Consider the following 26884-nt stretch of genomic DNA (forward strand, 5'->3'; position numbering starts at 1 on the left):
CTAAAAATTCACCTATTGAGAAAAACTTGATCAATATCTAATGAATTCATATTTTGCCTTGTTAGACTCTGATCACTTTTTGCTATTTTAGAAACCAAGATTATGAAGCAGCAGTTACTTGAGCGATTCTTAAGTTACGTCAGTTTTGATACCCAATCTGACGGCCAAAACCAGAATGTACCTAGCACTCATAGCCAATTTGTATTTGCCCAGCATTTACGTCAAGAGCTTGTCAGCCTTGCCTTTGAAGATGTACAACTTTCTGATAAAGGTTATTTAACCGCTACGGTGCCAGCTAATGTTGAAGGCGTACCAAGCATAGGTTTTATCGCTCATTTAGACACGGCTCCCGATTACAGTGGCAAAAATGTTTCACCTCAAGTGATTGAAAACTATAACGGCGAAGATATTCAATTAGGCCTTGCAGAGGTGTTGTCACCTAAGCAATTTAGCAGCCTGAACCAATATATTGGCCAAACGCTTATTACGACTGACGGGACTAGCCTATTAGGTGGTGACGACAAAGCCGGTATTGCCGAGATCATCAGTGCACTGCATCATCTACTGACTCATCCTGAGATCCCTCACGGAAAAATTAGGCTCTGCTTCACCCCAGATGAAGAAATTGGCCGCGGCGCCGACCATTTTGACGTTGAGAGTTTTGGCGCTCAATGGGCCTATACCATTGACGGGGGGCAAGTTGGTGAACTGGAATATGAAAACTTTAACGCAGCAACGGCGATGATCACTGCAACAGGTAATAACTGCCACCCAGGTACCGCCTATGGCGTGATGGTCAACGCCCAAACCATCGCTGCACGCTTTCACGCTAAAATGCCGTTAAAAGATACACCTGAGCACAGCCGCGATTATGACGGTTTCTTCCACCTGCTTGGCATGGAAGGCGTGACCGAAAAGGCCACACTGACTTATATTATTCGCGACTTCGACTTGGAGCTTTTCGAGAAGAGAAAGCAATGGCTAACTGAGTTAGTGGAAAAATATAATGCCGATCTCAGCATAGGTCAGCTAACCATAGATGTTCAAGACTCCTACTTGAACATGAAACAGCAAGTGTTACCGCATCCGCATATTATCGACATTGCCAAACAAGCGATGCAGAACTTGGGCATTGAACCGATCATTAAGCCTATTCGTGGTGGTACCGATGGCTCACGCCTGTCCTATATGGGATTGCCTTGCCCTAACCTGTTTACTGGCGGACATAACTTCCACGGCAAACACGAATATGTATGTGTCGAGTCTATGGTGAAGGCTACCGAAACCATCATTGAAATAGCCAAACTCACGGCTGAGCATAAATAACTCGCGCTAGTTATTCACCTAATAAGGTCTACCATGCAGGTAATGCTATTCACTTAAGTTGGTTACTCAGAAAAGTCTTATGACTTTGAAAGATAAGAATGAACCACAGAGGACACGAAGAGCACGAAGACAATCCACTTTAAGTTTGTTGTTTTCTTCGAGTCCTCCGTGTAGCAAACGAAGTGAGCGCTTCGTGGTTTATAGCTTGTAAGGCAAAGAACCTGTTTGTGCTTGGTTCTTAGATTTCTGTTTTAGATTAACTTACCGGCATTACCGCCATGTAGGCTTTTTTTGTTTGCCCTGCCCCATAAGTAAATAGTATTTGCTTCCCAGTACACACTCTCTAAACTGACACTATTAACCCTCTTAGCTAAGACTGAAATGAACGCTGCGATCATAGGTGCCACAGGACTTATCGGACAACTTCTGCTACAGAAGTTAATCGACTCGGGTCAATATGAAAATATTCTTCTGCTGGGTAGAAGTCAGCCGCACTACCGTAATGAGCATAGCGCAAACGTCTGTTTCATCTCGTGCCAGCTAAGTGAGCTCCCCACTCTAGAGTTACCCTTTAGCATCGATCACGCCTTTTGTTGCCTAGGCACTACGATTAAAAAAGCCGGTAGCCAAGTCGCATTTATCGCTGTAGATAAAGTTGCCTGTATCGATTTTATTGCCAAGTGCCAGGCCACGAATAACTATGTGGTTACGGCGCTCGGGGCCAACAGTCAATCAAAGACCTTCTATAATCGCGTCAAGGGTGAAACTCAAGAGGCGCTTGCTGAACTGCTAAACCAAAGCCAAACGCCAACATCGGCTAAACGCTTGTGGCTGTTTCAACCAAGCTTACTATTGGGTAAGCGTAGCGAAGCTCGATTGCTTGAAGATATTGGTAAACAGCTATTTAGACTTATCTCGCCTATGTTTATCGGCCCACTCAAGCAGTATCGACCTATCGAGGCCGAGAAAGTCGCCAGCGCCATGCTAGCTCATGCCCTGTCTGTACAAGCTAAGTCAGTACAAGCCTTGCCTACACAAGACAGGTCTACACAAGTGACGTCAACTCAGCTTGTCACCCTAGTTTCTAATCGCGAGATGCTCTAACTCACACTCCTGCGCATCCAATACTCTGGGACTAGAGCTGGCGGCTATTGACTCACCACCTATGAGATCATTTAAAATAGCCGCCCTTAATAGATGTTACCGAGAACTCCCTTGAAGATTAGCCAGCGCCTGCAGCACATAAACACCCTAATTAACGCTCATTACGACCATATTTGGGATTGTTGCTGTGATCATGGCTTATTAGGCGCCGCGCTGTTAAAACGAAAGGCTGCTAGCAATATACATTTTGTCGATGTGGTCCCAAGCCTGATGCTTGAGGTCGAACAAAAACTACAATACTTTTATCCAAAATCCGCAATAGACTCGCCCAGCAGTCAATGGCAAGTACACTGTTTAGATGTGGCTAAGCTCGCTCTAGCCGACAAAGAGCAGCGCCAACTCATTATCATCGCAGGAGTGGGCGGTGAACTCACCATAGAACTGGTTCAGCAGATTATTGCCCGTCACCCTGAGCATACACTTGAGTTTATTCTTTGCCCCGTGCATCACATCTATAAGGTTCGTACTGCGATGCAGCAGTTAGGTTTGGGATTGGTCGATGAGCATTTGATGCAAGAGAACAAGCGTTTCTACGAGATCTTACATCTATCAACGTCTAGCCAAATACCACTGAGCCCTGTGGGTTCCAGCATGTGGGACTTAAACCGTGAGCTTGATCAGCGCTATTTACGCAATACACTAAAGCATTATCAACGGATAGCTCAGGGCTTTTCGAAGCCGCAAGTATCAGTTGAGCTACAATCTGAACGAGCCTTTATCGATACTGTTATCGCTGATTATCAGGCGTTAAGCCCGTACACTAGCATTTAGGTAATGCTTACCGATACTAAGCTGTAGGCTTCAACTTTCAATATACCAATTTATGAGTCACTCAATGCGCCTGTTAAAATCCACTATTCATGCCGATATCGCTCACCTAACCGCAGATGAGCTTAAGGCAAAGAGTTTTCACCGCCAAGCTGCTCGCGGCATTATTTTAAAGGGTGAAGAGATCTTAATGCTCTATACCGAGCGCTATCATGATTACAGTATTCCAGGTGGTGGCGTCGATGAAGGCGAAGATATTTGCAGTGGCCTCATTCGTGAATTAGAAGAAGAGACTGGCGCGCAGCATATCGAGATCATCAGTGAGTTTGGCCGCTACGAAGAGTTTCGTCCTTGGTATAAAGACGATTTTGATGTGGTTCACATGGAGTCGTTCTGCTTTGTCTGCGATATTCATCCAGAGCTTGGCGAAACCAAGTTAGAAGCCCATGAGATCCAAAACGGCATGACCCCAGTTTGGATCAATATTCATCAAGCCATCGCCCACAACGAACACACTATGGCCAACAGCCCTAAGAAAGGCATGTCGATTGAGCGAGAAACTTTTCTGCTAAAGCGTATCGTGGCTGAGCTTTTATAACCGACAAAACCTCATAGCTAAACTGTAATTGCTAGGCCCCAAAAGCGTGAACCGATCCGAATACAACTGCAATAACTCAGTTGTAGTATCCCTGTCGTAATAGCTCGGTCCACGCTCCATAAACTAATCATCTACGGATTTAAGTTTAGCGATAGCCAGCTCCAATCGTTTTATCTCCCGTGCAGTCGCATTACGATTCATTTCATTATAGATCCACATCTTAATCGCGATCTGCATCATACTTGCCAGCAGAAGCGTCACGCCCCACTTGATTAGCGCCACTGGGCTCTCGACCACAAAAAAGAATTGATAGCCGGACCACAACATAAGCAGACTCAACAGAAAGGCGATAATGCTCATTAAGATCATCCAGCCACCAAGGCGCCCCTTAAAAGCATCGCCCAACATGGCAAACAGGCTAGGATCACGTTTAAGCTGACTGTTTATCTGCTCTGATTCTTTTAATAACTGCTGGCGGATCTTTTCATCGATATCCATAACTTATCTCCTACTCTGACTCTTGTTCTTACGCCTTTTTTCAAACAGCCTTGGCTAAGTGCCGAACTCTAACACTTGCTTTAGCCGCTCTCTGGCTCTGAACAAACGTGACTTAACGGTTCCATGTGGGAGCTCAAGCACCGTGGCGATATCCTTTAAGCTTAACCCTTCAAGATAAAACAGATGTATAACTTGCCCCTCAATACTGGGGAGCTTGCAATCGCTTTCGCTAGATCACGATCTTCAAACTTGTCATCACTGTAAATTGGCTCACTACCTTTTATTTATTTCTTTTCCATCTAAGTAAAAAGGGAGCATTTGCTCCCTTCTACTAACCACGATTACCGCTAAGTCTGAAAGATTAAATCTTAAAAATAGACGAATAAATTAATGATCATCGCATTGATAATATCGATAAAGAAGCCACAGACTAGCGGCACGATAATAAAGGCCCTGTGAGCCGCACCGTACTGCTGCGTCACAGCTGTCATATTCACAATCGCCGTTGCCGTCGAACCTAAGGTCACGCCACCAAAACCTGAGCAAATCACTGCCGCCTCATAGTCTTTGCCCATCATTCTAAATACCACAAAAATGGTAAATACCACCGACAAGAATACCTGCACCGACATGACCACCGATATATAGAGTAAGCTGCCCTCTAATTCCCACACCTTAAGACTCATCAAAGCCATGGTCAGGAACATACCCAAACAGATATCTTGAATAAGAGACAAGCCCTGTGAGGCATCATCTAAGTAGGCTCTATCTTTGACCTCTCTGCGATTGATGATGGCTCTTCCTACATTACCGATAATAATACCGGCTAATAGGCAGGCGACGAACATAGGCAGTTTAACCCCTGCCTCTTGTAGGGCCAGATCGATAAAGTAGCCAATAATCAGGGTGACGTTTAACCATAACCAAGCTCGTAATACGCCAAAGTAGTCGACCTTAATATGTGATGAGCCCGCCTGATGGCTAGTACCAATATCCAGCTCTGAGTCATGATTAGCTTGCACCTTATGACGTTTCATCAAGTAAGCCGCAATAGGGCCACCAATCACACAGGCAGAAATAAGTCCTAGGGTGTTAGATGCTATACCCAACTCACTGGCGTTGACGATACCCAATTCTTCAACAAAAGTAGGGGTCCACGCCATGGCAGTGCCAACCCCACCGATGAGTGAAATGGAGCCAGACATCAAGCCAGCCTTGGGATCTAAACCAAACAAGGTGGCAATGGTGACGCCGGTAAAGTTTTGCAAGAAGATGAACACACTCGCTAGGGCAATTAAGATAAGTAGCGGCTTTCCGCCCTTTAATAGGGTGGCAAAGTCGGCTTTCAAGCCAATACCTGCAAAGAAATAGAGCAATAGCACATCGCGGATCTCGAGGTTAAACTCGATTTGAATATCGAAGGCATAATAAAGAATGCCTACAATCGCGGCGCAAGCAAAGCCGCCAACAACAGGCTCTGGGATACTGTACTTTCTGAGTAACTCGTATCGAGAGATAATATATTTACCGATAAATAGCGCTATTATCGCTAAGGTAAAAGAGACAAAGTCTTTTATTTCAATTAACTGTGGTTCCATGACAATCGTTCAATCCCTTTATATCTATAAAATAAGAAACAGCTGAAATGCCCCTCCTCGCTAACGACCAAGCCCGCACAAGCTGAAGCCCGCTGGGGGTCGAGAAAGTAATCAGCAGTAACATCATCATAGAGGCATTAAGCAAATTAATCACCCCGTTATTTTACAATCAGTTAACCTAACGTCAATCAAGTCATACTCACCACCGTGGCCACAGCCTATCAGCCACAGACCCGCCACGACACAAGGCTAACGCCCTAGCAACAAAACGGCAAACTTGCAAACAAACATCGGAAGATATACGTTAAACAACACAAAAAGGTTAACAGCTTGATAAAGACTAGTTTTATTGCTGAGTATAAATAATACAAATCACATCAAAAAGCTTGGTCGGACTTGTGAACCACGTCTCTTTAGTTGAATACTTTTTATACCAATCAGGGAGCGTTTATCTAAGGAAGGAAGTAACCAACATCATTGAAGGCAGCAGACTTATGTTCAAATCATTATCATCCCGTATATTCGTTGGCTTATTTGCCGGCTTATTACTGGGCACACTTTTCCAATATGGCTTTAGCGAAAATAGCTTTGCCAATACCACACTTGTCGATATCGCATCAGGCGCTGGCAGCATGTTTGTCCAGCTCATCATGATGCTGGTTGTACCGCTAGTCTTTTTCAGTATCGTTAGCGGTATTATCGAGCTGAAAGATCTAAAGTCATTCGGCCGACTCGGCAGTAAGACGTTTGGCTTGTACCTAGTCAATACCGTTATTGCGATTGCCGCAGCGATAGGTCTAGCACTACTGATAGCTCCTGGGCAAGGCATGCAGCTAACCGGAGAAGATGGCGCAGCCCTTACCTCCACCAGCTTGCCTAGCTTTATCGATATGATTGTTAATATTATTCCAAGCAACCCTTTCCAGGCGTTTGCTGACGGCAATATGTTACAGATTATCTTTATGGCATTGCTCACTGGCGGCATCATTAAGGCCCTAGGCGAAGATGTAAAACCCATAGTCACCTTCTTCAAGTACGGCAATAAAGTCATGCTTAAGGCGATTACCGTTGTTATGCAAGTCGCCCCTATTGGTGTGTTTGCGTTAATGGTAAAACTGGGTGCCACCTTCGAGCCATCGGCATTTGTCAGCGTATTGAGCTACATGGCGGTGATCTTAAGCTTACTCGCTGTATGGGCGCTTGTGGTGTATCCGGTAGTAGTTGGTATGACAACCAATATCTCCGCGGGTGAGTTTCGCCGTAAGACCCGCGAGCAGTTTCTGTTTGCCTTGTCGACCGCGAGTTCAAATGCGACTATTCCCGTCACCATGCGCACCTTAACCGACAAGCTTGGCGTAAAACCTAGCGTTGCAGGCTTTGGTGTACCTATGGGCGCGACCATGAATATGAGTGGTGTCGCGATATATATTACTGTCGCCGCTTTCTTTGTCGGTAATGCCTTTGGCTACCCTATCACCACAGATCAAATTCCAGCACTCGCCTTTAGTGTATTCCTACTGTCTATTGGTGCCGGTGGCGTTCCTGGTGGCGGTATTGTGATGATAGGTGTGCTTATTCATCAGATGGGCTTGCCTGTCGAAGCTATCGCATTAGTTGCTGCACTGGATCGTATCATCGATATGTTCTGTACTAGCACCAATGTGGTTGGTGACTCTGCTGTCGTCAGTATTGTTGATCACAGTGAGCAGCATGACTTATCTGCAGCAGCGTCACTGGATCTAAATACACAAACGCAAACTTAGCCGCGTACATAATCAGCTAGCTCGTCAATAGTCACCTATCACGTTAATAAACACTGATACGAAAAAAGGCACCCTAAGGTGCCTTTTTATTCGCTATCACTTTCGCTTACTTAGCGTATTCAACCGCAATGTTTGCAGCCAATTTTGCGTTATTAAACACAAGCTCGATGTTTGCCGCTAAGCTTACGCCTTTAGTGGTTTCAGCAACTTTAGCCAGTAAGAATGGTGTAGACGCCTTACCAAAAATGCCTTTGCTGTCCATTTCAGCAACCGCGTCAGCAATCACCTGATCGATCATAGCTCTGTCTAACTGATGTGCCTCTGGGATTGGGTTAGCAACAACGATGCCGCCTTTAAGATCCATATCCCACTTAGCTTTCATTGCCGCAGCAATTTGTGCTGGCGTATCAAGTTGGTAGTCAACACCAAACTCGCTCTCACGAGTATAGAAAGCAGGTAGTGTGCTAGTTTGATAACCGATAACTGGTACACCTTGAGTTTCTAGGTATTCAAGTGTTAAACCGATATCTAAGATTGACTTAGCACCCGCACAAACAACTGTTACATCAGTATTGGCTAACTCTTGCAAGTCAGCAGAGATATCGAAAGTCTGCTGCGCGCCGCGGTGAACGCCGCCAATGCCGCCCGTTGCGAACACTTTAATGCCCGCCATCTGCGCCAAAATCATAGTCGATGCAACTGTCGTCGCACCGTCAACACCTTTAGCAACGATAAACGGAATATCACGGCGGCTGGTCTTAATCACATCAAGACCTGCTTTACCTAAATATTCGATTTCTTCATGGGTCATACCCACTTTAAGACGACCTTTTAGAATCGCGATAGTTGCCGGTACAGCACCGTTGTCACGAATGATCTGCTCAACTTTAAGCGCCGTTTCTACGTTTTGCGGATAAGGCATACCGTGAGAAATGATGGTCGATTCCAATGCAACCACAGGCTTACCTGCTGCTAATGCTGCTGCAACTTCTGGATTAATATCTAGGTACTGCTCTAACATAACGACTCCTTGATAACGCGCTTAACGGTAATTTCAGACATATTAGGGTTTATTGTGGCTAAGTGAGACAGCGCGACGACTGCAGCTCCTATAGCAAATTGAGTTGACTCTTCAGTGCTCCACTGCTGGATCCAGCCGTGGGCAAGACCTGCAAGAAATGCATCACCCGCACCGTTGGCATTGACCATAGACACTGTCATAGCGGGAACTAAGGCTTGTACGCCCTCATCGCTATAAAACACGCCATCGCTACCTAAGCTTAAGAAAATGCGCTTCACGCCTTGGCTGTGGAACCAGTTTGCCAATTCAGGCAGTTGATCATGGCTATCGATGCTGATCCCAGACAACTGCTCAGCTTCTTTAAGGTTAGGTTTTAGGGTATGGACTGAACTTAAGAAAGGCTTAATTTTCTCGGCTTTGGCACATGAAACCGTATCAACAAAAATCGGTCTATCTGAGAAATTACTTAACAGGTACTCCAAAGACTCCGCCGATAAGTTGGCATCGACAATAATCAGCTCGGCTCGGCGTAACACTTCTTCATGGGTCTTTAACACAGCAACGCTGAGTTTTTCCAAAATCGCCATATCATTGATGGCAACATGCATATCGCTGTCCCCATCAAGTACTGATAGATAGGTTGAGGTCGCAAACTCATCGAGTTGAATGCAGCCCTTCATATCAATACCAGCCTGTTGGCACTGAGTCATGATCATCTGGCCATAAGTATCTTTACCAAGTGCACTAATCAGATGAGTATCCGAGCCAAGTCTGGCAAGGTTTTCTGCGATATTGCGGCCCACGCCACCCGGTGAACAGCTCACACTGCCAGGGTTAGAGTCGCCAACTTGTAGGGTATGTAGGGGACGGCCAAGAATATCCATGTTGGCACCACCGATCACGATGGCATAACGAGATTCGGCAAGAATATAACCTTTACCTTTAATCACGCCTTTATGGGTTAGATTCATGATGTGACCAGCCACTGCAGAGCGACTGATCCCCAGTTGATCGGCAATATTCTGCTGCGGGATCAGTGGGTCTTGTTTAAGTAGTGCTAGTATCTCGAGTTCGCGTTCTGTCATTATTATTATCCAGTCGACACGGCCAAACAAACATTTGTTTGGATACCAAACTTTTGTTTAAACTTGTGCGGAGAATATGCTTAATTAATTGATTAATCAAGAGCGACAATGTTTGATTGGAGGAAATTGTGATCGAGATGCTAAAAGGATATTAGATTAAACAGCACTAAATTAGGTGTGAATTAACAACATGTATTCAGCAGACCAATAGAGTGTTCTCGTAATTTAAACGGCGCGAACACAGTCAGAACAAGCTCTAAGGGAGAGCAACGGCTCTGCTATTTTATGAGTGATAGCTGGAGATGAGACGCTTTGGTTTAATAAAAAAATGCTAGTAATGGATACAACTAGATATGACGGCGGAAAACAAAATTAATATCGATGAGTACAATAAAAGGCCGATACTCACACTCCAGAAGGACTGTCTCACAAAGAGCTGTCTTGGCAGTAACTGTGAGTATCGTAAACCTATTATCTATCCTCTCACTCTTCTCACTCTAAACAAGCGCTTAACCTAACGCTAAGTACTTGTTCTAAGGTCTTGTTCTAAGTGCTAAAGCACCATAGTTAAATAGCCTAATACCAGCACTATCATAGAGGTGAGTGCATAAGGTACAGGGTAGCCAACCGCTGGCATATCACTTTGACATACATCTTGAGCCCCTTTCATTGCAGGCGTGCTATTACGTCCACCGGCGCAGGCGCCAGCCAATATCGCAGGGTTCATCTTGCGGAAATACAAGCCATATAGCCAAGCTAACAAAGGAGGAACAAGTGCAGCAGTTAAACCAAGAGCCGCGATTTTAATCACCACAATACCTTGAAATGAAGCCAGAATCTTAGGGCCAACCGTTGCAGCAAGTACCGCGACAAATAAGCTTAAGCCGATATCTTGTAAGAAGCTTCTTGCGCCTTCACTCATAGGACCACCAAAGGCCGGGTTACGAGTCCTTAAGAAGGAAAATATAATCCCGGTTAACATACAGCCCGCAGAGGTGCCTAATGCAAAAGGGATCCCACCTAAGGTCACGCTAAAATGTCCGCATACATAACCAATCAGCAAGGATATGGCTAGGTAAAAAGTTTCCGTTAAGGTACTTTCTACTATCGGTGTACTATTTAACTTTTTAGCGACTTGCTGAACGCACCAATCCGATCCGGCAACTCGCAATACATCGCCAACTTCGACAACTGCTTGCTGGGTAACGGGTAGCTGGTGCCCTTGTCTAAACAGCGCTTTAATGTAAACGCCAAAGCCCACCTCATCGCTAATTTGAGCAATCGTCTTACCAGTATATCCTGACTTACCTAGATGAATATCAGCCACTTCAATGTCGACGTTTCTAGCTCTAGGCTCATCGACCTCTACACCAACAAAAGCACCATCGTCTATCAAAACATGATAGTCGCCTCGAATACCGATAACATCACCTAAGGCGAGTTTTGGATTATCAGCAGCATCAAATACTTGCTCGCCTCGAACCACTTTTAAAATCGCGGCATGGGGAAACTTCTTAAACAGTGACTCAACGCTTTGACCAACTAACTCTTGGTGCTCTACCCGATAGGCGCGAATGTCTAACGGCAATACACCAAGGTTTGAGAATCCATTAGTACTTGGCAGCGCCTCAACATCATCACCTACGCCAAATTCTGCCTCAGCATCTTTACCCGCCTTAACGGGATCGATACCAAACATCGCTGGTAAATACTTAATAAGTAAAATAATGAAAACACTGGATAAGACATAGCTAATAGCATAACCCGCGGCAATATTAGCGCTGACTTGATCTAAGGTCATGCCTGCTGGCGCCTTAAACGCACCAGATGAGATAGCAGATTGAGCAACCCCCATCACGGCAGTTACCGTGTAACTGCCCGAGATGATCCCTGCAGCATAACCCGGTGCTAAACCGAGTAATTTTGCTCCGAAAAATACAATAAGAAAGTTACTAAAGACCACGATCAGGCCTATCACAACAAAGTCGAGCCCGCCTCTGGCAAGGCCGGAGAAAAACTGTGGCCCTACCTTCATGCCTATCGCATACATAAACATCATCAAGAAAATGTCAGACACTAATCCGGGTTCTTCGATTTTCAAGCCATAAACAGAAAAAGCCGTCAGGGCGATAGCAACACCAACGACTAAGGTTCCGGCTGTAGAGCCTAGCGCTATTCCCTTGATAGAAATTTTTCCCAGTGGGTAACCGATAGCGATGGCTAAAAACAAAAATACGAAGGGGTTATGAGCGATATAACTAAACACAAAACTGAATAACTCAGAAATATTCATAATCATTTCTCACTAAGTTATATAGAAAAAGGCCGTCTTTATGGACGGCCTCTCGACTAATTAACCATGATTAAAGCCAGACGACTCTTTGGCATCACTACCATGTGAAATTGGGTGTTCGGCAAAAAATTCAACACAGTGCTTCAAGTCAGCTACTAATAAGTCCGCTTGATCTCGGCTAAACCCATGCCGTACCAGAATACGCATAATGACTAAATCCTCTCTCTTCGGCGGCATGGCATAGGCCGCAATCTGCCAGCCTCGAGAACGGATACGATCAGAGAGATCAAACAAGTTAAACCCTGGGTCAACGCCCTCTTTTAACGACCAACTCATCGCAGGGATCCCGTCATGACCATCATAAATGATCTCGAACATCCCCAGTTTCTCAATCTCACTCGACAGGTATTGCGCGGTGTCGTAACAAGCCTGATGGATTTTTCTGTAGCCTTCTTTACCTAAGCGCAAAAAGTTGTAGTATTGCGCAACTATCTGTCCACCAGGTCGAGAGAAGTTCAGCGCAAAGGTCGGCATGTTACCGCCAAGGTAGTTCACATTAAAAATAAGGTCTTCATCTAAGGCCGACGCATCGCGCCAAATAACCCAACCCACACCAAGAGGGCTCAAGCCAAATTTATGCCCAGACGCATTAATTGATTTTACCCTTGGTAATTTAAAGTCCCATTCTAGTTCTGGTTGGCAAAATGGCGCTAAGAAGCCTCCACTGGCGGCATCAACATGCATTGGAATATCCAGTCCAGTCTCTTTTTGCAACTTATCGAGCGCATCATGTACCGCCTTTACAGGCTCGTACTGACAGGTGAACGTCACCCCTAAAGTCGGTACAACACCTATGGTATTTTCATCGCAGCGCTTAATCACTTCTTCAGCATTCATGATTAAACGATCGCCTTCCATCGGGATCTCACGTAACTCTATATCCCAATAGCGCGCGAATTTATGCCAGCAAACTTGCACCGGTCCACAAACCATATTGGGTTTATCCGTTGGTTTACCTAACGCTTTCATCTTCTTACGCCAAGCCCATTTCAATGCCATACCACCGAGCATCGCAGCCTCACTCGAGCCAGTGGTTGAGCAGCCTAAGGTATTTTCAGCGTCGGGAGAGTTCCAAAGGTCGGCAAGCATATGCACGCAACGGGCTTCAAGCTCTGCAGTTTGAGGGTACTCATCTTTATCGATCATATTCTTATCGATACATTCGTCCATCAATTGATGAACTTCATCCTCAACCCAAGTTTGGCAAAATGTCGCTAGATTTTGACGGGAGTTTCCGTCCATCATCAGCTCGTCGTGTACGATTTGATATGCATGACGTGGATTATTTTCCTGCTCAGGCATCTTATATTTAGGCATGGATAAAGCTAAGTCAGACGATGAGTAGATATCATCTAAGAGGTCATCTCGCACAGTATCTTTTGAGTGAAGAGGCATTATATTTTACTCCAATGAATTCAATAAAATTTCCTACTAGCTGGCGATGGTCAGCTGACGTAACCAACATAGAAGATAGCGCCCATCGCCGCAACACCCAACCGAGTGTAAAACTACGAATTAATCAAAAGTTAATCTAAAACATAAGATTGACTATGAACGACAGTCGAAAACAACAACAAAGCAACCATTCGCGACACTTTAAACCATCAAAAAAATATCAAAACAACATTAAACCCAAACCAATAACTCAGTGCTAGTTTGTTGGTTAGTGCTTAAAATGTACAAATGAGTATGGGAGCAGTTGTTATTATTCGCCAATTTTAAAGGCTGATTTACAATGCAGTTACAGATTAGGTTATGGCGTAATAGTTAATTCTGAATATTATTTTGACAATGAATCAATCAAGATACCGTTATTGCTAGCGACTAAATCGATTACTCTTAGTGCCACACTCAATAGAATTTTGATAGAGAAACAATATGACTCAATCGACGCCCCCATCAACCACGCAATTAACGACTCCTTTGACTACTCCTTTGACAATAGTGGCAAATATCACAGCCCATGCCGATAAAGTAGAAATAGTAAAAGCAGAACTGATAAAGGTGATTGCAACGACTCGAGAAGAGAAAGGCTGTTTGCAGTATGATCTGCACCAAGATAACGAAAATCCAGCGCATTTCACTTTTTATGAGAACTGGGCTTCAAGGGAAGATTTAAAAGCTCATCTGAATACACAACACATAAAAGACTATGTCGCGGTAACAGAGGGAATGGTTAAGGAGTTTACCCTCAATGAGATGACACTTATTGGTTAAGTGAGCAAAGGCTAGCAATACAAACCCGACTACCCTGACTCACTTAGCGATTAACACAGTTGCGCTTAACACAGTGGCGACTAAGCATCCTCTTCATGCATATAGCCTTCAATTAGCACCATCTGCTCTGATAGCTTGTCATCTAAGTTAGCTAAGCGATAACTGCCATGAGGCAGTTTTTCTAGGCTAATACTATCACCCGCCTGTATATGTAACTGATCGATGACCTCTCTTGGCAGGGTTAATCCTAAGCCTTCACCGACTACCTGTATTTTAAGTTCAGCCATAATCATCACCTACTCTATCTATTAACCTAACAGTGTACTTTTGTGCGTCCTCCGAAATAAGAGAATTCACTATCATTATTATAGTTGAACTCTCCTTTTTCAGTGCTTATTCACTGCTATGTTAATCCCAGTTCAAACTCGGTTGCAACACGCTTCCAATAGACCCCGGACTCATGACAGGTTTTATCTCTATCTAATATAAATAAGCCTTTAAAGCGATACATGGTCTGCCCCAGCTCATCTTTTACACGAGCAAAAACCATCTGCTGAATATTTTCAGACAAATTTTTATCGATAAACTGACGTTTCTTAGTTTCTGATTCAATGCAGTATTCATGAATTTCACAGCCATCATAGCTGATATGATTAAACCACTGCTCGTTGGGGTACAGTTTTGGGAACCACAGCCTTATATTGGGATAGTGAGGTACGCTGGCTGAAGATCGCTGCCAGCCTTTATAGTTATGCCCGAGCAGATTACAGACCTCAGCAGAAGTGCGCAGCGCCACGTTTTCACTGGCACGAATAACCCCGCGGCTCTGTAGGTAGCTTACGCTGTGCTCAGTCTCAGGATCCCAAGCTTGAAAATTTCCCGCAGCTTTCTGCACTTCAACGCTTTGCAGGATCTCGGCCACGATTTGGTCAACCTGTAAGTTAATCTGCTCAATTGCTACTGAGGCATCGATACGTTTAACCTGATGATCGGTCGCGGTAATAATATCGAGCTCTCGAACCTTGTCCGCATCGACCTGCTGCTTATGAAAGCCTTCATCGATCTCTATGTGCAACTTAAGCTGGGGAAGATACAGATCGGTCAGTGCAAAACCATCTGGTCTAGCAACGTATTGCTGGGTGATAAACTTAATATCAAGATCATCGACCTTATGAATAATTCGGGTGATAGCATACAACTCAAAACGCTTATTCTTACAACGTTGTAGCTGTCGAGTCATGTGTAGGGTTTTCATACCGTTCGAACAAGAGTCAATACATAAAAATTGGGGCGATAATTTTATAGATTTTTCAATTTAAGTTAAATCCCCACAAAATAATATTCACTCTATTCGACCACTCTATGAGCTACACACGATAAATCTAATTAAGCACTTATTTTTATTGATTTTTTATTGCGATCTCAATCCGGTATTTATGAAAATCTTCAATACTCACTCTACTATCCTCAGCTAGAATCCTTACGCCATTTACTTACCGAATGGTGTTTCCTATGAGCCTAAGCGCTCATTCCTAACTAGGATTTACAATGAAAAAGTTAAGCTTACTTGCCGCCTCTATCGGCATCATTTTAGCAGGTTGTAGCAGTGATGATGACAATGCCATTAGCACGTTTGAAGTTAAAGCTATCGACGGCTATCTAGTTAACGCCGATATCTACGCGGGCGACAAGTGCGACACAAAGGCTGGCGTCACCGATGAGCGCGGCATAGCTAAAATCGATGAAAAATTCAAAGACCAAAAACTGTGTGTTAAAGCTGTTGTAGGACAAACAATTGATAGCGACCGCGGCATTGTCACCAAAGCATTCGAATTATCGGCTCCAGCTGACTCTACGGTTATCAACCCGATGACCAACCTTGTTGTAGAGAAAATGCAGGCAACACCAAGTCTAACGGCTGAAGATGCAAAAGCTGAAGTTACCAAGCAATTCGCGGCACTAAACGCTAAGCCAGAGCAGTTATTTGGTGACTACATTGCTGACGCCAATGCTGGCAATAAAGTCGCAGAAGGTATCAAGGTTATCGGCGAGACCTTAGTCGATGCGCAAGTAGAAGACACTGATGTTTCTGAAGTGATTTTAGACGACTTAGTGACTGATGTTGCTGACAAAGTTGAAAGTAATGAAGACCTTGACGATTACGCACCAGTAATTGATAAAGAAGAAGGCTTCAAACCAAACCACAGACCAAACATCACTTTAACTGACGCAGAGCAAGATAAGCTTGAAGAAATTAAGCTTGAACTTGGTCAAACTATTGCAACTATCGAGCTATTGTCAGCCTTTGACGATAAAGATAATGATCTGTTAACTCTTGAAGTTAAGAGCGAAGATGGCGAAACATTGGCTGAACTAGGCCTAGCATTCAACAGCGACACAGGTCTACTTAGCGGTAAACCATTAACAGCAGGTGAGATTGAGCTACATGTCTATGCGACAGACAGCAAAGGTGCTCGCTCATACCCACTAGAAATCGAAATCGATGTTACTAGCCCGAACTCTGCACCAACTATCGATAATGAAGAAAAATCTGAAATTGAAGCTGAGCTAAAAGAGTTAAACCTAACTCAAGGTGACACTGTCGATGCAACAATCGAACTTGACGATCTGTTTAACGATGTCGATGAAGATGCACTTAAGCTAGTTGCAACCACTGACATGCAAGGCGTAACGCTTAAGATTGAGCAACAAGACGACCTGCATCTAACGGGCACGCCAGAACTTGCTGGTGAGTTCACCATCACAGTAACGGCTGATGATGGCATTAATGCTGCTGTTAAAGCAGAGCTAAAAGTTACTGTTGCTAATAACGACATCACGCCAGATCCTGAAGTACATCCACTGGAAGGCAAGAATTGGTATGTGCTAGAGCACGGCAGTGATGATGGTGTTGATAACAGCTCAGATTTCCAACGTGTTTGGTGTGAAACTTATAAGTTCGTAGACGGTAACGTGTTGATGAACAAGCGTAATCTAAGTAACTTAACCGAATGTGCTGCAGAAACAACTGAAAAAGTCGGTACCTATACAGTCAACGGTGACAAGCTTGAAGCTAGCTTTGTGATGGAAGGTGGTGTGGCAGAAGCCTCAACTATCACAGCTAAGCCTGCATTAAATGGCATTGGCGCTGGCGCTGGCGCACAAACTGTTGCTATTCATGGTGAGCGTTATACCTTCTTCAAAAACGATGATGACGCAGAGAAACGTCTCGATATCGAATCTGATGACAATGCAAACGATCGTAGCTTCGCCATTGAAATGCCTGCTCTTGAACAAGAAGATGAGCAAAACATCCAGTACAACCTAGTACAGATCAGCTTACAGACCAACGATATGGGTGATGACGTTGATATGTACTTTGATCTTCCAGGCAAAGACCTAACCTGTGAAGAAGTTAGCGAATTCTATAACCCAACACTAACAGCAATAGGTCTACCTAAATACGGTGTTTCAGCTCAGCTAATGGACAATGATAGCGAAGAGTTTAACTTCTGTGTTGCTCAATTCACCATTAACGAAACAGTTCCAACGGGCACTATCTTCAGCATTATTGGCCAACTAAAGTATGACGACGATGCTGGCATTGTTGAGCCAATCAAGGCTAACATCGAATGGACAGGTGAAGCCGATAACGAATAACTCGTTAAAACAGGTTTAAGTTCATACAAAAAGGAGAGCTTCTGCTCTCCTTTTCTATTCTGCCAATTTTAGAGTTGGCCAAATCTACTATTAACTATTAATCAAGTCTGAGCGACTGCACCTTAACTTGGCTTATGATTCTTAGTTATAAATCGGTCCAATTGATTGCCAAATGCTTGCTTTTCACTAGCACCAATTGCTGCTGGCCCACCAGTTTGTACGCCGCTGGCGCGCATGGTGTCCATAAAGTCGCGCATATTTAAAATCGACTTGATGTTCTGTTCAGTATATAGCTCACCACGCGGGTTTAAGGCAAAGCCGCCTTTATCGATTACCTCTGATGCGAGTGGAATATCTGCCGTAATCACTAAATCACCCGCGCTGAGCAGTTTAACGATTTCGTCATCGGCCACATCAAAGCCCGAAGAGACCGTTTTCAAGTTAATATAAGGTGATGGAGGGATACGCATCCAATGATTAGCCACCAGCGTCACTTCAACTTTGGCTCTATCTGCGACTCTAAATAAAATCTCTTTAATCACACCCGGACATGCATCGGCGTCAACCCAAACTTTCATTACTGCTCCTCACATTGACCCACAGCCAAATAAAATCAGCTGAGAATTATAACAGCAATTTTGCATTACCCTTAGCCAAAGCCGCCAATAAAAACTAGATAAAATACACCTGCCTAAGATATGATTTCGCTATATGCCTCTTCTATAAATTACAGCTAGGTCGTTATTCCTATGAGCGAATTTACTCCTGAGTGTTTTAATTTCTTAAACCTACTTTCGGTTAATAACGACAGAGAGTGGTTTAAAGCCAATCAACAACAATATGAAGATAAAGTCCGCACCCCGGCATTAAAGTTTATCGAAGCCATGCAGCCGCATATTCTTGGGCTATCGCCGCGATTAACCGCTGTGCCTAAAAAAGTCGGCGGCAGCATGATGCGCCCTCAACGTGATAGTCGCTTTAGTAAAGATAAGACGCCCTATAAAACCAATGTCGGCATTCAGTTTAGGCATTTTCAGGGCAAAGATGTACACGCCCCAGGCTTGTACCTACACATTGCCAACGATGGCTGCTTTATTGGCGCAGGAATTTGGCATCCAGAATCTAAGACCCTAAACGCCATTAGAAGCTGCATAGATGAAAACCCCAATGGCTATAAAAAAGCGCTGCGTGAATTAACAGCCCAAGGTTTTGAGATGCAAGGCAGCACGCTTATTCGCCCACCAAAAGGCTATGACAAAAACCATCCAATGTTAGAGGAGCTTAAGCGCAAAGACTTTATCGCCATAAAGCCGCTAAGTATCGAGCAAGTGTGTGCACCTGAGTTTGTCGATGTTTGCGCCCGAGAGTTCGCCGCATGCCAGCAACTGATGCGCTACTTGTGCTTTGCGTTAGATCTCGATTACTAAGGCCCTCCTATCTAGCAGGCGTTTCTATCAAGCGCCTCTACACGCAAGTGTAATCTCTGCTACAATTGCGCCAGTTTTAATTTCCAGCCAATTTAGGCTAGCTCAGGCACATTCTAATGATAGAACCGTCATCATCTCCTCAAGATGCTTTTCAAGCAGGTACTCCCGCACAAAAACGAGCGTTAAGCTATAGCAACACCATACATCAGCTGTTTATCAGCGTGATGAATGAGAAGCTACCTGCAGATCGCATTGTTGGTGAATACTTTAGAATCAATAAGAAACATGGCTCTAAAGATCGACGCGTCATAAGAGAAAGCCTGTTTGCTCTATTTCGTTGGTGGGGCTGGCTTAAAAAGGTTCACACCAGTGAACAACAAGATGCAACCTGGTTTGCTTGTTTAAGCCTCGTTGCTGAATTAGAAGCTCATAAATGGCCTCAATTTAGTGAGGCGTGGCGCGAGTTTGCCAACCAGTCAGCTGAGTTTAGTCTCAGCCAAGCCAGTCAAATATTGACCAGTGTTAGCGACAGATGTGAGTACTTAAACCAGCAGTTTTCCCACTTAAGCTTTAATGATGCTGAGTTATTACCAGAGTGGTTTTGGACTGTCTCTCAAGTCAATGACGCAGATAAGCAAGCTGTTATCGAAGCCATGTGTTCACGTCCGCCAATCTGGGGCCGCGCGCAAACATTGACTCAAGAGCAGCTTATCGCGTCACTTGCAAGCAAAGATATCGTTGCTATTGCCAGTGAGTTTTTTGATGATGCAGTGAGTCTTGGACATAAGAGCATTAACCTCAATGCTATTGATGCCTATCAGCGCGGTGAGCTTGAGATCCAAGATCTTGGTTCTCAAGTCATCGGTCAAATCTGTGCCCCTAAAGCGGATGAGCAGTGGTGGGATACCTGCTCAGGCGCTGGTGGTAAAACACTGCAGCTGCGCTCTTTAATGCTAAGACAAGACTCATCCGCGTCTGGTGAGATCGTCTCATCAGATATTCGTCGCAAACCGTTAGAAGAATTGCTAAAGCGCGCTAAACGAGCAGGCTTTAATGGCATCACGACTGCGCCTTGGAAAAGTGATGACTTACCCGTAAAGGCCAGCTCTTTCGATGGAGTATTAGTCGATGCCCCTTGTAGCTGTACAGGCACCTGGCGACGTAACCCAGATATGCGCTGGCTAGATGAGGCAAGCGTTGTTACCGATAAGCACGCACTACAGTTAGATATCCTCACTCGTAGCGCCAAGGCAGTTAAGTCTCAAGGTCAGCTGGTCTATGCCACTTGCTCATTGTCACCTATCGAAAATGAGCAGGTAGTGAATGCCTTTTTAGCTGAAAATAGCGAGTTTGAGTTACAAACTCTGACGCACCCGTTTACCGGCGAGCAAACACAGCTGCTCACCATCTGGCCCCATGAGGCCGATACCGACGGCATGTTTGTCGCTAAGATGAAAAAGCGCTAATACCGGTTCTCAAACGCTTAAAGTAAAAAAACGCCATACATTGTATGGCGTTTTTGTTAGCAATTTTGCCGATAATCACTTGGTTTAATCTAGGCCTTGTCTAATGTCTAATGACATTCTATATAAACTTTAACACCAGAGTCAGCACACAGGGGAATGGCTTATACCAAAAGTAAAGTCGCCCTATATGTGACTTATATGTGGCTTAGGCTTTGCACATATCGTTCTCGGCGCTTAACACTTTGATTCTTGTATAAGTCATGCTCTGATTGCCGCAACCATTGGCCGCTATCATTCACATCCCGATTAAAGCTGGCACCAAAATGAATGCTCACATCGCTATAGTGGTCAATCAAATAACCGGATTGGAGCCGTGAGACCTGCTGCTGTATTTTATGGGAAATATCAGCCTCACACACAACGACAAAACTATTGTCTGCAATTCGATAGGTATTGGTTAACTCACTCATAGAATTTGAGTGAGTATCTGAACTTGTGTCTACATACTCATAAACCTGTCTAAGTGACTCTGCTACACTACAAATAACCTTATCGACCTCATTATGACCTAGTTTTCGAGTCAGCAGCGGTAACCCCTCCAACGAAACTAAGGTCAAACATAACTGCCTAGAGGCTTGAGCACCGAAAGGCAACCCCTTAAGCATAGATTCATCAAATGCAAAACGATTGGGTAGACCCGTTAGCTTATCTGTGCGAGCGTTTTTCCTAGCAACTTCGAGTATTTCGATATGACGCTCTTTTTCCTCGGACAGCAAGCGAATTTTATAGGCTAACGCAAATGACAATAACAAGGCATCGGCTGCACCGCCGATTAAAGTAGCCAGTTCTGCGTTATCAAAAAAATCAGGCGTCAGTCCCATATTTCCAGGCAAGATCAGCACTGCGGGTAACAGTAAACAAGTAAAGGCTAGCAGGAAATATCGTGCAGGATGGAAGCCCTTTAACAGGCAGACATTGCCACAAAACATCGCAAGCCCTATCCATAACATGATCAACACCGACGCGATTATCGCCGTATAGGACACCAAATACATACTTGTTGGCAGGGCGATGATACATAGCCACAAAAGCCCTAAACTTAGCCGATAAAGTTTCGGTGACAACTCTGGGAGCTGCAAAAAATGTATATAGAATAGGATATTAAATATTGGTAGCCCAATAAAAAACAGATGATGAAGCTCTAAATTGTGAAAATCAAACAGATGAGCCGGTAAGTGGAAAGTTAGCGCCCAGCCAGTTAAATAACATAGTACGTAACAAGCATAATAAAGAAATGCTTTATCACGGATGGAAACATAAATGATGCCATTATAGAGTGTGATAAATATTAACCCACCTATGCAAAGAATGATAAACAAGGCATAGATATCTGACTGACGCTTATGCTCTTTGTATTCTTCAACTTGAAGTTTAGGCTGGGATGAAAAGTAACGACTATTAACTCGAGTGATAAACCAGTAGTTTACTCCTATGCTCATCTCAACGCTTCTGGCATAGTCGAACAAGAATTCGTAAGGAGCGTAATAACCACTATGAAAATATTGAGTTGAACCGTCCTCTCCAATTAACCAGTAATCGACGGACTCAATAATGGAATTTTTGACATTAACCGTCCAGTGCTTGTTGTAGTTATTCACCTGCACCGCTGACACCATCCAGTAATTACCACCAGAAAGCGATACCCTGTTCAACTCCTTTTTATCTTCCATCCAAGAGATAGTCTTCAAGAAGTCTTTGGGAACTTCATCTTCAGCCTCGGCACTAAAAATAAACGTTTTTTCCATCACAGCGGCTTGGCGAGCATAACTCACATCGCAATATACAAACACCGACAGTAACAACAGTAGTCGCATTATTATTTTTATTAGCATTAACCGCGTCACCTACACTTTCCCCATGCCGCCGAACTACTCCAGCTCACACTTCACCTGAATTTGTGACAACAGTTTACATAAACAACAAATAAGCAGCAATTCAATCATGTACCGAAATCGATAATCTCGCTTAACCTAGGCTCTCAAGCTAAGGGGGGATGAGGGTATTTTAAAGCGTGAATTTGTGCAGAAGCAAAAATAGAGCCGAAAGACTCGAAGTGAGTTCAAAGGTGTCAAACTCACTAACAGGGGAAGTGACTTAGGCGGATAAAATACCTGCCTAAGCCGATTTTATATATCTGAAAACAATTAGAAAGAGGCTTTAGCGCCTAAATAAAATCCTGAGTCTAAGCTAGTATTAGATGCATGATCATACTGTAAACGAATATCGCGATACCCCACAAACAGGGCTAGAGCGGGATTGAGACTGTACTGCACTCGACCATCTAACTGCCACGAACCGTCAATATCACCAAAGGACAATACCGATGGTGAATAGTATCCCGAACCATGAACAGAAACATTCGAGCCTAAATGCATCGCGTAGCGACCGCCGATACCAACAAAGTTACCGTTTTGACTCTTCTTTGACCACACTTGAGAAAACTTAGCCCCCAATTCAAAGTGATGAATACCTGCGTCATGGGCGATATGCAGTGCACCCGATAGCATCTGCCCTCCCTTATCGGCATAGATATAATCAAGGGATGCGTTAACGTCTTTATTGAGATCAAACTGTAACTCTGTCGACAACATGTCGTCATTTAGACCGAATGTAAAATCTGTCGCATAGGCATTGATAGACAAAGCGCTCAGCACAAGCGTTGTCATTAAGGTTTTTACTGTCATTTATGATCCCGAAACTTATGAGCTTTCGTCAAGCATACCTAAAGGGCTGACGCATTTTTATAGAAACCTAAACTTAGACTGTACATTTAAATAAACACGGACAACTGGCAAACCTAAAAGCAACAGCAGCAACCATAAGCACACAAGCGCATCCAGATGTAACATTGGGAGGGATTATTAATTTTACCTATAAATTCTTTATGTTAGCGATCGCTTTATCACTACATAGACGCTTTACTGAAAAAAAATAAATATCGAACTTTTTGATGTGATAACTTAGGCCCAACGTTATCGAGCAGCAGTCCTCAAAGCCTTGCCAGCATTAGGCTTGAAGCAGATTTATTTTATTCAAAACCTACACTGCTTATTAGGCAAGGACTATACTCAATTATCAGAAAAAATTGCTTTGGAGCACAGATGAAACAATTAAAATTAACCCCAATTACCATCGCTATCGCCACAGGCTTGATGCTATCGGGTTGCGGGTCAGACAGTGATTCTAATGAGCCAGAACAAGCTCTGTTCAGCCTTGGCGTTTCAGATAATCCTGCAGACGCTAACATAGTCAATGTGGCTTTTAAGCAGGTTATTCTAAAGAACAGTGAGGGCGCGTTCTCATTCGATGTCTCAACTGGGGATGATGGTTTACAACATGTCGACCTATTAAGCTTCCAGGGTCAAGATGTTGAAACATTAGTTAGCGGTCAATCTGTTCCCGTAGGTGAATACCAGATGTGTATTTACATGGAAAATAACACCATCTCTAGCGATGAAAGCTCTTATGTATTAAGTGGTGCAACAGAAGATGAAAATGGTGACTTTGTTGGCGGTGACATTGAAGGCTTAGTCACTAACAGTAACGGCTCTTGTGGTGGTGTCGGGGCCGATGAAGATAACACAGGTCGCCTCTTCTTTAATAAATCCTTTACAATCGCGGCTGGTAACAACAATTTTGTTGCCGAGTTTAACCTAGCTAAAGGCCTGCAAGCTCCCCACGGCAATAAAGAATACTGGACACTAAAACCAACTTCCGTACAGCTGGTTAATGCCTCTGACGTTGGTGCAATTAAAGGCCAGATAAGTCAAGCGACAATGGATAATTGTGAGGCTGCTGCAGGCGGTTCAGAGTTTAGCCCTGCGGTTTACCTTTACCCAAGTGAAACAGCACTGGATCAGATGGCAGACTTTAGAACGGGTCCAAATGTCTTAACTCAGGTAGCACCAATCACATCGGCGAGAGTTAACCCAATCCTTGATGGCAGCGATAATGTCACTGGCTATGAATACGAATTTGGTTTTGTGGTCGCCGACACCTATAGCCTTGGTTACACCTGCCTAGCGCAAAATGATGATCCAGAAGAGTCTAACGTCCGTGAACCTGAAGATGGTAGCGCGCCGTTTTTTATCGACTCTGCTGAGCAAGACGTCACTGTTACTCTAGGTGAAACGACTACACGTCATTTTCCTGAGTCATTTGAGCCTGTCACGCCTTAACTCAATGTGACAGTTACAATCACTATAAAGGGGCTTAGCGCCCCTTTTCTGCCACTTATAGAACCGCCCCCTCCCGCTGTAAGCTAACGCCGCCAACAAAAACTCTGCACAAACCCATAAAATACCGTTAGAGTATCCCTAGCTAAACAAAGGGGGAAATGATGACAGCTTCCATTTACGATTTTTCAGTTAACAATATTCAGGGAAAAACGGTTTCACTGGCGAACTTTAAAGACAAAGTCATATTGATTGTTAATACAGCCAGCGAATGTGGCTTTACGCCTCAATATAAGGAGCTTGAGGCTCTGTACCAAAAACACCAGTCTCAAGGGCTGGCGGTGCTTGGGTTTCCATGTAACCAGTTTGGCGAGCAAGAAAAAGGGGATAACCAAGCCATTAGCTCATTTTGTGAATTAAATTTTGGTGTGACCTTCCCACTATTTGAAAAAATTGAAGTAAATGGCGCCAATACCGCTCCACTGTATGCACATTTAAAGCAATCTGCTAAAGGCTTACTGGGTTCTGAAGCAATAAAGTGGAACTTTACCAAGTTTTTAGTCGATAGGCAGGGCAAAGTCACCCAACGCTTTGCGCCAACGACGAAGCCAATGGCAATTGAAGGTGAAATATTAAAGCTACTTTAGTCATTAAAATGAATAACTTAAAATCACCTTTTAAAAAGATCATATATTCTGGATTCTTTTTTGAACTTTATCACAATACTCATCTCTAACTTCTTGAGCATTGATTTTTATGTTCATCATTCTCCCTGGGGCTTCTAGCGCAGCCCCCTTGGTCTCAATGTAGATCAATCAGGCAACCCCTTGGGTTGCCCTTTTTTTATCCTGTTTTCGCTCGCTGCATATTTTTGTGCATTTTTATGAAAAATTTCTAGCATCGATTGAACTAAATATAAAATGATGAGTCTGACTATATGAACCGATTCTCTTTGAGTGAATATATTAAAGATTAACGACTTAATATATTGGCTTAACCTTAGTTTCATTGTTCATCATCATTCCCTTAGGCATTCCTTATAGGTTTGCCATCGAGTTAAGTCTTTCGCTAGCGCATTAAGGTTTAACTTTTGAACTAATTCTTTATGGCAATCTCATTAGGTTGCCATTTTTTTTATTGCCTATTTGACTCAAGACTGTCTGCCACTCGAAATGACGAGCCAAAGCAAAAAAATTCTGTCTGCAAAACAATTCATTAAACTAATGATTAGAAATAATGCCTGCAAATAATCTTAATTATTTAGATACTTAGAATCACTTAGTTCCAAACTAATAAAATATTTGCTGATAAATTTGAAACTTGACGGAACTAACTGAGATTTATTGACTCTGACTATATGAAGCGATTCTCGTTAAGTGAATATTTTAGCCCATAGGTGCTGATGTTGGCTTAACCTTAGTTTCATTGTTCATCATCATTCCCTTGGCATTCCGATTAGGTTTGCCCTTGGAGATAAGCGGTTAGCTAGCGCAAAAACAGCTTGTTTCTCCTTCGCTATTGTTATGGCAACCTATTTAGGTTGCCATTTTTTTTACCGCTAATTTGACTAAAGACTGTTAATGACTCGACATGACTTAGGCAAAACTATTCAGCCTAAAAGCAATTAAGCTAACAACTTGAATGACAGGAAATAATTCTGATAATTTAGGTGCTTAGTAAAAATGCATTCCAATCTAATAAAATA

General features: G+C 43.7%; 23 protein-coding genes. 11 read left to right on the forward strand and 12 right to left on the reverse strand.

Going from position 1 to position 26884, the window contains the following annotated elements; genetic code table 11:
• Positions 1–102: 102 nt before the first annotated feature.
• The 4 genes from pepT to SPEA_RS15545 all read left to right on the forward strand — a co-directional run bounded on the left by pepT (position 103) and on the right by SPEA_RS15545 (position 3856).
• Entirely contained in the window at positions 103–1326 is a 1224-nt protein-coding gene (gene pepT / locus SPEA_RS15530; protein WP_012156164.1) for a peptidase T, read from the forward strand.
• A gap of 381 nt (positions 1327–1707) precedes the next feature.
• A complete protein-coding gene (locus tag SPEA_RS15535) occupies positions 1708–2430 on the forward strand; it encodes a Rossmann-fold NAD(P)-binding domain-containing protein (RefSeq protein ID WP_012156165.1) in 723 nt (240 codons plus the stop codon).
• 111 nt (positions 2431–2541) lie between these two features.
• Positions 2542–3261 carry a tRNA (adenine(22)-N(1))-methyltransferase gene (locus SPEA_RS15540; RefSeq protein ID WP_041411568.1) on the forward strand — a complete coding sequence of 240 codons (720 nt, stop codon included), beginning with the start codon at positions 2542–2544 and terminating at the stop codon, positions 3259–3261.
• A 64-nt stretch (positions 3262–3325) separates the two neighbouring features.
• Positions 3326–3856, forward strand: a complete 531-nt coding sequence (locus tag SPEA_RS15545) for an NUDIX hydrolase (protein ID WP_150102242.1) — start codon at positions 3326–3328, stop codon at positions 3854–3856.
• Between the two features lie 123 nt (positions 3857–3979).
• Here the strand turns inward: SPEA_RS15545 and SPEA_RS15550 are convergent, their stop codons facing one another.
• From SPEA_RS15550 to gltS, 3 genes are all read right to left on the reverse strand, one after another.
• Positions 3980–4354, reverse strand: coding sequence for a DUF6768 family protein (locus SPEA_RS15550; protein WP_012156168.1), 375 nt, complete (start codon positions 4352–4354; stop codon positions 3980–3982).
• 54 nt (positions 4355–4408) lie between these two features.
• Complete coding sequence (locus SPEA_RS22820) at positions 4409–4558, reverse strand: sigma factor-like helix-turn-helix DNA-binding protein (protein ID WP_083766687.1); 150 nt, start codon at positions 4556–4558, stop codon at positions 4409–4411.
• Positions 4559–4722: 164 nt separating this feature from the next.
• On the reverse strand, positions 4723–5952 hold the full coding sequence (gene gltS / locus SPEA_RS15555; RefSeq protein ID WP_012156169.1) for a sodium/glutamate symporter: 1230 nt from the start codon (positions 5950–5952) through the stop codon (positions 4723–4725).
• A gap of 494 nt (positions 5953–6446) precedes the next feature.
• Here gltS and SPEA_RS15560 point away from each other — a divergent pair, with 494 nt between their 5' ends.
• A complete protein-coding gene (locus SPEA_RS15560) occupies positions 6447–7715 on the forward strand; it encodes a dicarboxylate/amino acid:cation symporter (protein WP_012156170.1) in 1269 nt (422 codons plus the stop codon).
• A 106-nt stretch (positions 7716–7821) separates the two neighbouring features.
• Here SPEA_RS15560 and SPEA_RS15565 read toward each other — a convergent pair whose 3' ends face one another.
• From SPEA_RS15565 to gad, 4 genes are all read right to left on the reverse strand, one after another.
• Positions 7822–8736: a pseudouridine-5'-phosphate glycosidase gene (locus SPEA_RS15565; RefSeq protein ID WP_012156171.1), complete on the reverse strand. Its 915-nt coding sequence runs from the start codon at positions 8734–8736 to the stop codon at positions 7822–7824.
• Positions 8730–9821, reverse strand: a complete 1092-nt coding sequence (locus SPEA_RS15570) for a PfkB family carbohydrate kinase (protein ID WP_012156172.1) — start codon at positions 9819–9821, stop codon at positions 8730–8732. The genes SPEA_RS15565 and SPEA_RS15570 overlap by 7 nt, the downstream gene beginning before the upstream one ends.
• A gap of 553 nt (positions 9822–10374) precedes the next feature.
• Positions 10375–12114: an aspartate:alanine exchanger family transporter gene (locus SPEA_RS15575; protein ID WP_012156173.1), complete on the reverse strand. Its 1740-nt coding sequence runs from the start codon at positions 12112–12114 to the stop codon at positions 10375–10377.
• A gap of 60 nt (positions 12115–12174) precedes the next feature.
• On the reverse strand, positions 12175–13569 hold the full coding sequence (gad, locus tag SPEA_RS15580) for a glutamate decarboxylase (protein ID WP_012156174.1): 1395 nt from the start codon (positions 13567–13569) through the stop codon (positions 12175–12177).
• 483 nt (positions 13570–14052) lie between these two features.
• Between gad and SPEA_RS15585 the strand changes: the two genes are divergently transcribed.
• A complete protein-coding gene (locus tag SPEA_RS15585) occupies positions 14053–14391 on the forward strand; it encodes a putative quinol monooxygenase (RefSeq protein ID WP_012156175.1) in 339 nt (112 codons plus the stop codon).
• An 80-nt stretch (positions 14392–14471) separates the two neighbouring features.
• On the opposite strand, the gene SPEA_RS15590 is transcribed toward SPEA_RS15585, so the two are convergent.
• The gene (locus SPEA_RS15590) at positions 14472–14678 is read right to left on the reverse strand and encodes an AbrB/MazE/SpoVT family DNA-binding domain-containing protein (protein WP_012156176.1); all 207 of its coding nucleotides are present in this window, start codon (positions 14676–14678) and stop codon (positions 14472–14474) included.
• Between the two features lie 116 nt (positions 14679–14794).
• On the reverse strand, positions 14795–15646 hold the full coding sequence (locus tag SPEA_RS15595) for an AbaSI family restriction endonuclease (protein ID WP_012156177.1): 852 nt from the start codon (positions 15644–15646) through the stop codon (positions 14795–14797).
• Positions 15647–15939: 293 nt separating this feature from the next.
• On the opposite strand from SPEA_RS15595, the gene SPEA_RS15600 reads away from it, so the two are divergent.
• The gene (locus SPEA_RS15600) at positions 15940–18051 is read left to right on the forward strand and encodes a dystroglycan-type cadherin domain-containing protein (protein WP_012156178.1); all 2112 of its coding nucleotides are present in this window, start codon (positions 15940–15942) and stop codon (positions 18049–18051) included.
• A gap of 122 nt (positions 18052–18173) precedes the next feature.
• Here SPEA_RS15600 and SPEA_RS15605 read toward each other — a convergent pair whose 3' ends face one another.
• Positions 18174–18629 (reverse strand): YaiI/YqxD family protein, encoded by a 456-nt coding sequence (locus SPEA_RS15605; protein WP_012156179.1) that lies wholly within the window; start codon positions 18627–18629, stop codon positions 18174–18176.
• A 171-nt stretch (positions 18630–18800) separates the two neighbouring features.
• On the opposite strand from SPEA_RS15605, the gene SPEA_RS15610 reads away from it, so the two are divergent.
• Together SPEA_RS15610 and SPEA_RS15615 are read left to right on the forward strand one after the other, a co-directional pair.
• The gene (locus SPEA_RS15610) at positions 18801–19478 is read left to right on the forward strand and encodes a DUF2461 domain-containing protein (protein WP_012156180.1); all 678 of its coding nucleotides are present in this window, start codon (positions 18801–18803) and stop codon (positions 19476–19478) included.
• A 116-nt stretch (positions 19479–19594) separates the two neighbouring features.
• Positions 19595–20944: an RsmB/NOP family class I SAM-dependent RNA methyltransferase gene (locus tag SPEA_RS15615; protein WP_012156181.1), complete on the forward strand. Its 1350-nt coding sequence runs from the start codon at positions 19595–19597 to the stop codon at positions 20942–20944.
• A gap of 194 nt (positions 20945–21138) precedes the next feature.
• On the opposite strand, the gene SPEA_RS15620 is transcribed toward SPEA_RS15615, so the two are convergent.
• Together SPEA_RS15620 and SPEA_RS15625 are read right to left on the reverse strand one after the other, a co-directional pair.
• Positions 21139–22836, reverse strand: coding sequence for a sensor domain-containing diguanylate cyclase (locus tag SPEA_RS15620; protein ID WP_012156182.1), 1698 nt, complete (start codon positions 22834–22836; stop codon positions 21139–21141).
• Between the two features lie 312 nt (positions 22837–23148).
• A complete protein-coding gene (locus tag SPEA_RS15625; RefSeq protein WP_012156183.1) occupies positions 23149–23688 on the reverse strand; it encodes a YfaZ family outer membrane protein in 540 nt (179 codons plus the stop codon).
• Between the two features lie 417 nt (positions 23689–24105).
• On the opposite strand from SPEA_RS15625, the gene SPEA_RS15630 reads away from it, so the two are divergent.
• Complete coding sequence (locus SPEA_RS15630; protein WP_012156184.1) at positions 24106–25182, forward strand: DUF4382 domain-containing protein; 1077 nt, start codon at positions 24106–24108, stop codon at positions 25180–25182.
• A 161-nt stretch (positions 25183–25343) separates the two neighbouring features.
• Positions 25344–25826: a glutathione peroxidase gene (locus SPEA_RS15635; RefSeq protein WP_012156185.1), complete on the forward strand. Its 483-nt coding sequence runs from the start codon at positions 25344–25346 to the stop codon at positions 25824–25826.
• The last annotated feature ends 1058 nt before the right edge of the window (positions 25827–26884 follow it).

This window comes from Shewanella pealeana ATCC 700345, assembly GCF_000018285.1.
GTDB lineage: Bacteria > Pseudomonadota > Gammaproteobacteria > Enterobacterales > Shewanellaceae > Shewanella > Shewanella pealeana.

Coding starts and splice junctions, on each gene's coding strand:
- SPEA_RS15635 (WP_012156185.1), top strand. CDS start 25,344: ATGACAGCTTCCATTTACGATTTTTCAGTTAACAATATTCAGGGAAAA.
- SPEA_RS15605 (WP_012156179.1), bottom strand. CDS start 18,629: ATGAAAGTTTGGGTTGACGCCGATGCATGTCCGGGTGTGATTAAAGAG.
- SPEA_RS15625 (WP_012156183.1), bottom strand. CDS start 23,688: ATGACAGTAAAAACCTTAATGACAACGCTTGTGCTGAGCGCTTTGTCT.
- gltS (WP_012156169.1), bottom strand. CDS start 5,952: ATGGAACCACAGTTAATTGAAATAAAAGACTTTGTCTCTTTTACCTTA.
- SPEA_RS15535 (WP_012156165.1), top strand. CDS start 1,708: ATGAACGCTGCGATCATAGGTGCCACAGGACTTATCGGACAACTTCTG.
- gad (WP_012156174.1), bottom strand. CDS start 13,569: ATGCCTCTTCACTCAAAAGATACTGTGCGAGATGACCTCTTAGATGAT.
- SPEA_RS15570 (WP_012156172.1), bottom strand. CDS start 9,821: ATGACAGAACGCGAACTCGAGATACTAGCACTACTTAAACAAGACCCA.
- SPEA_RS15560 (WP_012156170.1), top strand. CDS start 6,447: ATGTTCAAATCATTATCATCCCGTATATTCGTTGGCTTATTTGCCGGC.
- SPEA_RS15575 (WP_012156173.1), bottom strand. CDS start 12,114: ATGAATATTTCTGAGTTATTCAGTTTTGTGTTTAGTTATATCGCTCAT.
- SPEA_RS15615 (WP_012156181.1), top strand. CDS start 19,595: ATGATAGAACCGTCATCATCTCCTCAAGATGCTTTTCAAGCAGGTACT.
- SPEA_RS15590 (WP_012156176.1), bottom strand. CDS start 14,678: ATGGCTGAACTTAAAATACAGGTAGTCGGTGAAGGCTTAGGATTAACC.
- SPEA_RS15595 (WP_012156177.1), bottom strand. CDS start 15,646: ATGAAAACCCTACACATGACTCGACAGCTACAACGTTGTAAGAATAAG.
- SPEA_RS15550 (WP_012156168.1), bottom strand. CDS start 4,354: ATGGATATCGATGAAAAGATCCGCCAGCAGTTATTAAAAGAATCAGAG.
- SPEA_RS15545 (WP_150102242.1), top strand. CDS start 3,326: ATGCGCCTGTTAAAATCCACTATTCATGCCGATATCGCTCACCTAACC.
- SPEA_RS15620 (WP_012156182.1), bottom strand. CDS start 22,836: ATGCTAATAAAAATAATAATGCGACTACTGTTGTTACTGTCGGTGTTT.
- SPEA_RS15630 (WP_012156184.1), top strand. CDS start 24,106: ATGAAACAATTAAAATTAACCCCAATTACCATCGCTATCGCCACAGGC.
- SPEA_RS15565 (WP_012156171.1), bottom strand. CDS start 8,736: ATGTTAGAGCAGTACCTAGATATTAATCCAGAAGTTGCAGCAGCATTA.
- SPEA_RS15600 (WP_012156178.1), top strand. CDS start 15,940: ATGAAAAAGTTAAGCTTACTTGCCGCCTCTATCGGCATCATTTTAGCA.
- SPEA_RS15610 (WP_012156180.1), top strand. CDS start 18,801: ATGAGCGAATTTACTCCTGAGTGTTTTAATTTCTTAAACCTACTTTCG.
- SPEA_RS15585 (WP_012156175.1), top strand. CDS start 14,053: ATGACTCAATCGACGCCCCCATCAACCACGCAATTAACGACTCCTTTG.
- pepT (WP_012156164.1), top strand. CDS start 103: ATGAAGCAGCAGTTACTTGAGCGATTCTTAAGTTACGTCAGTTTTGAT.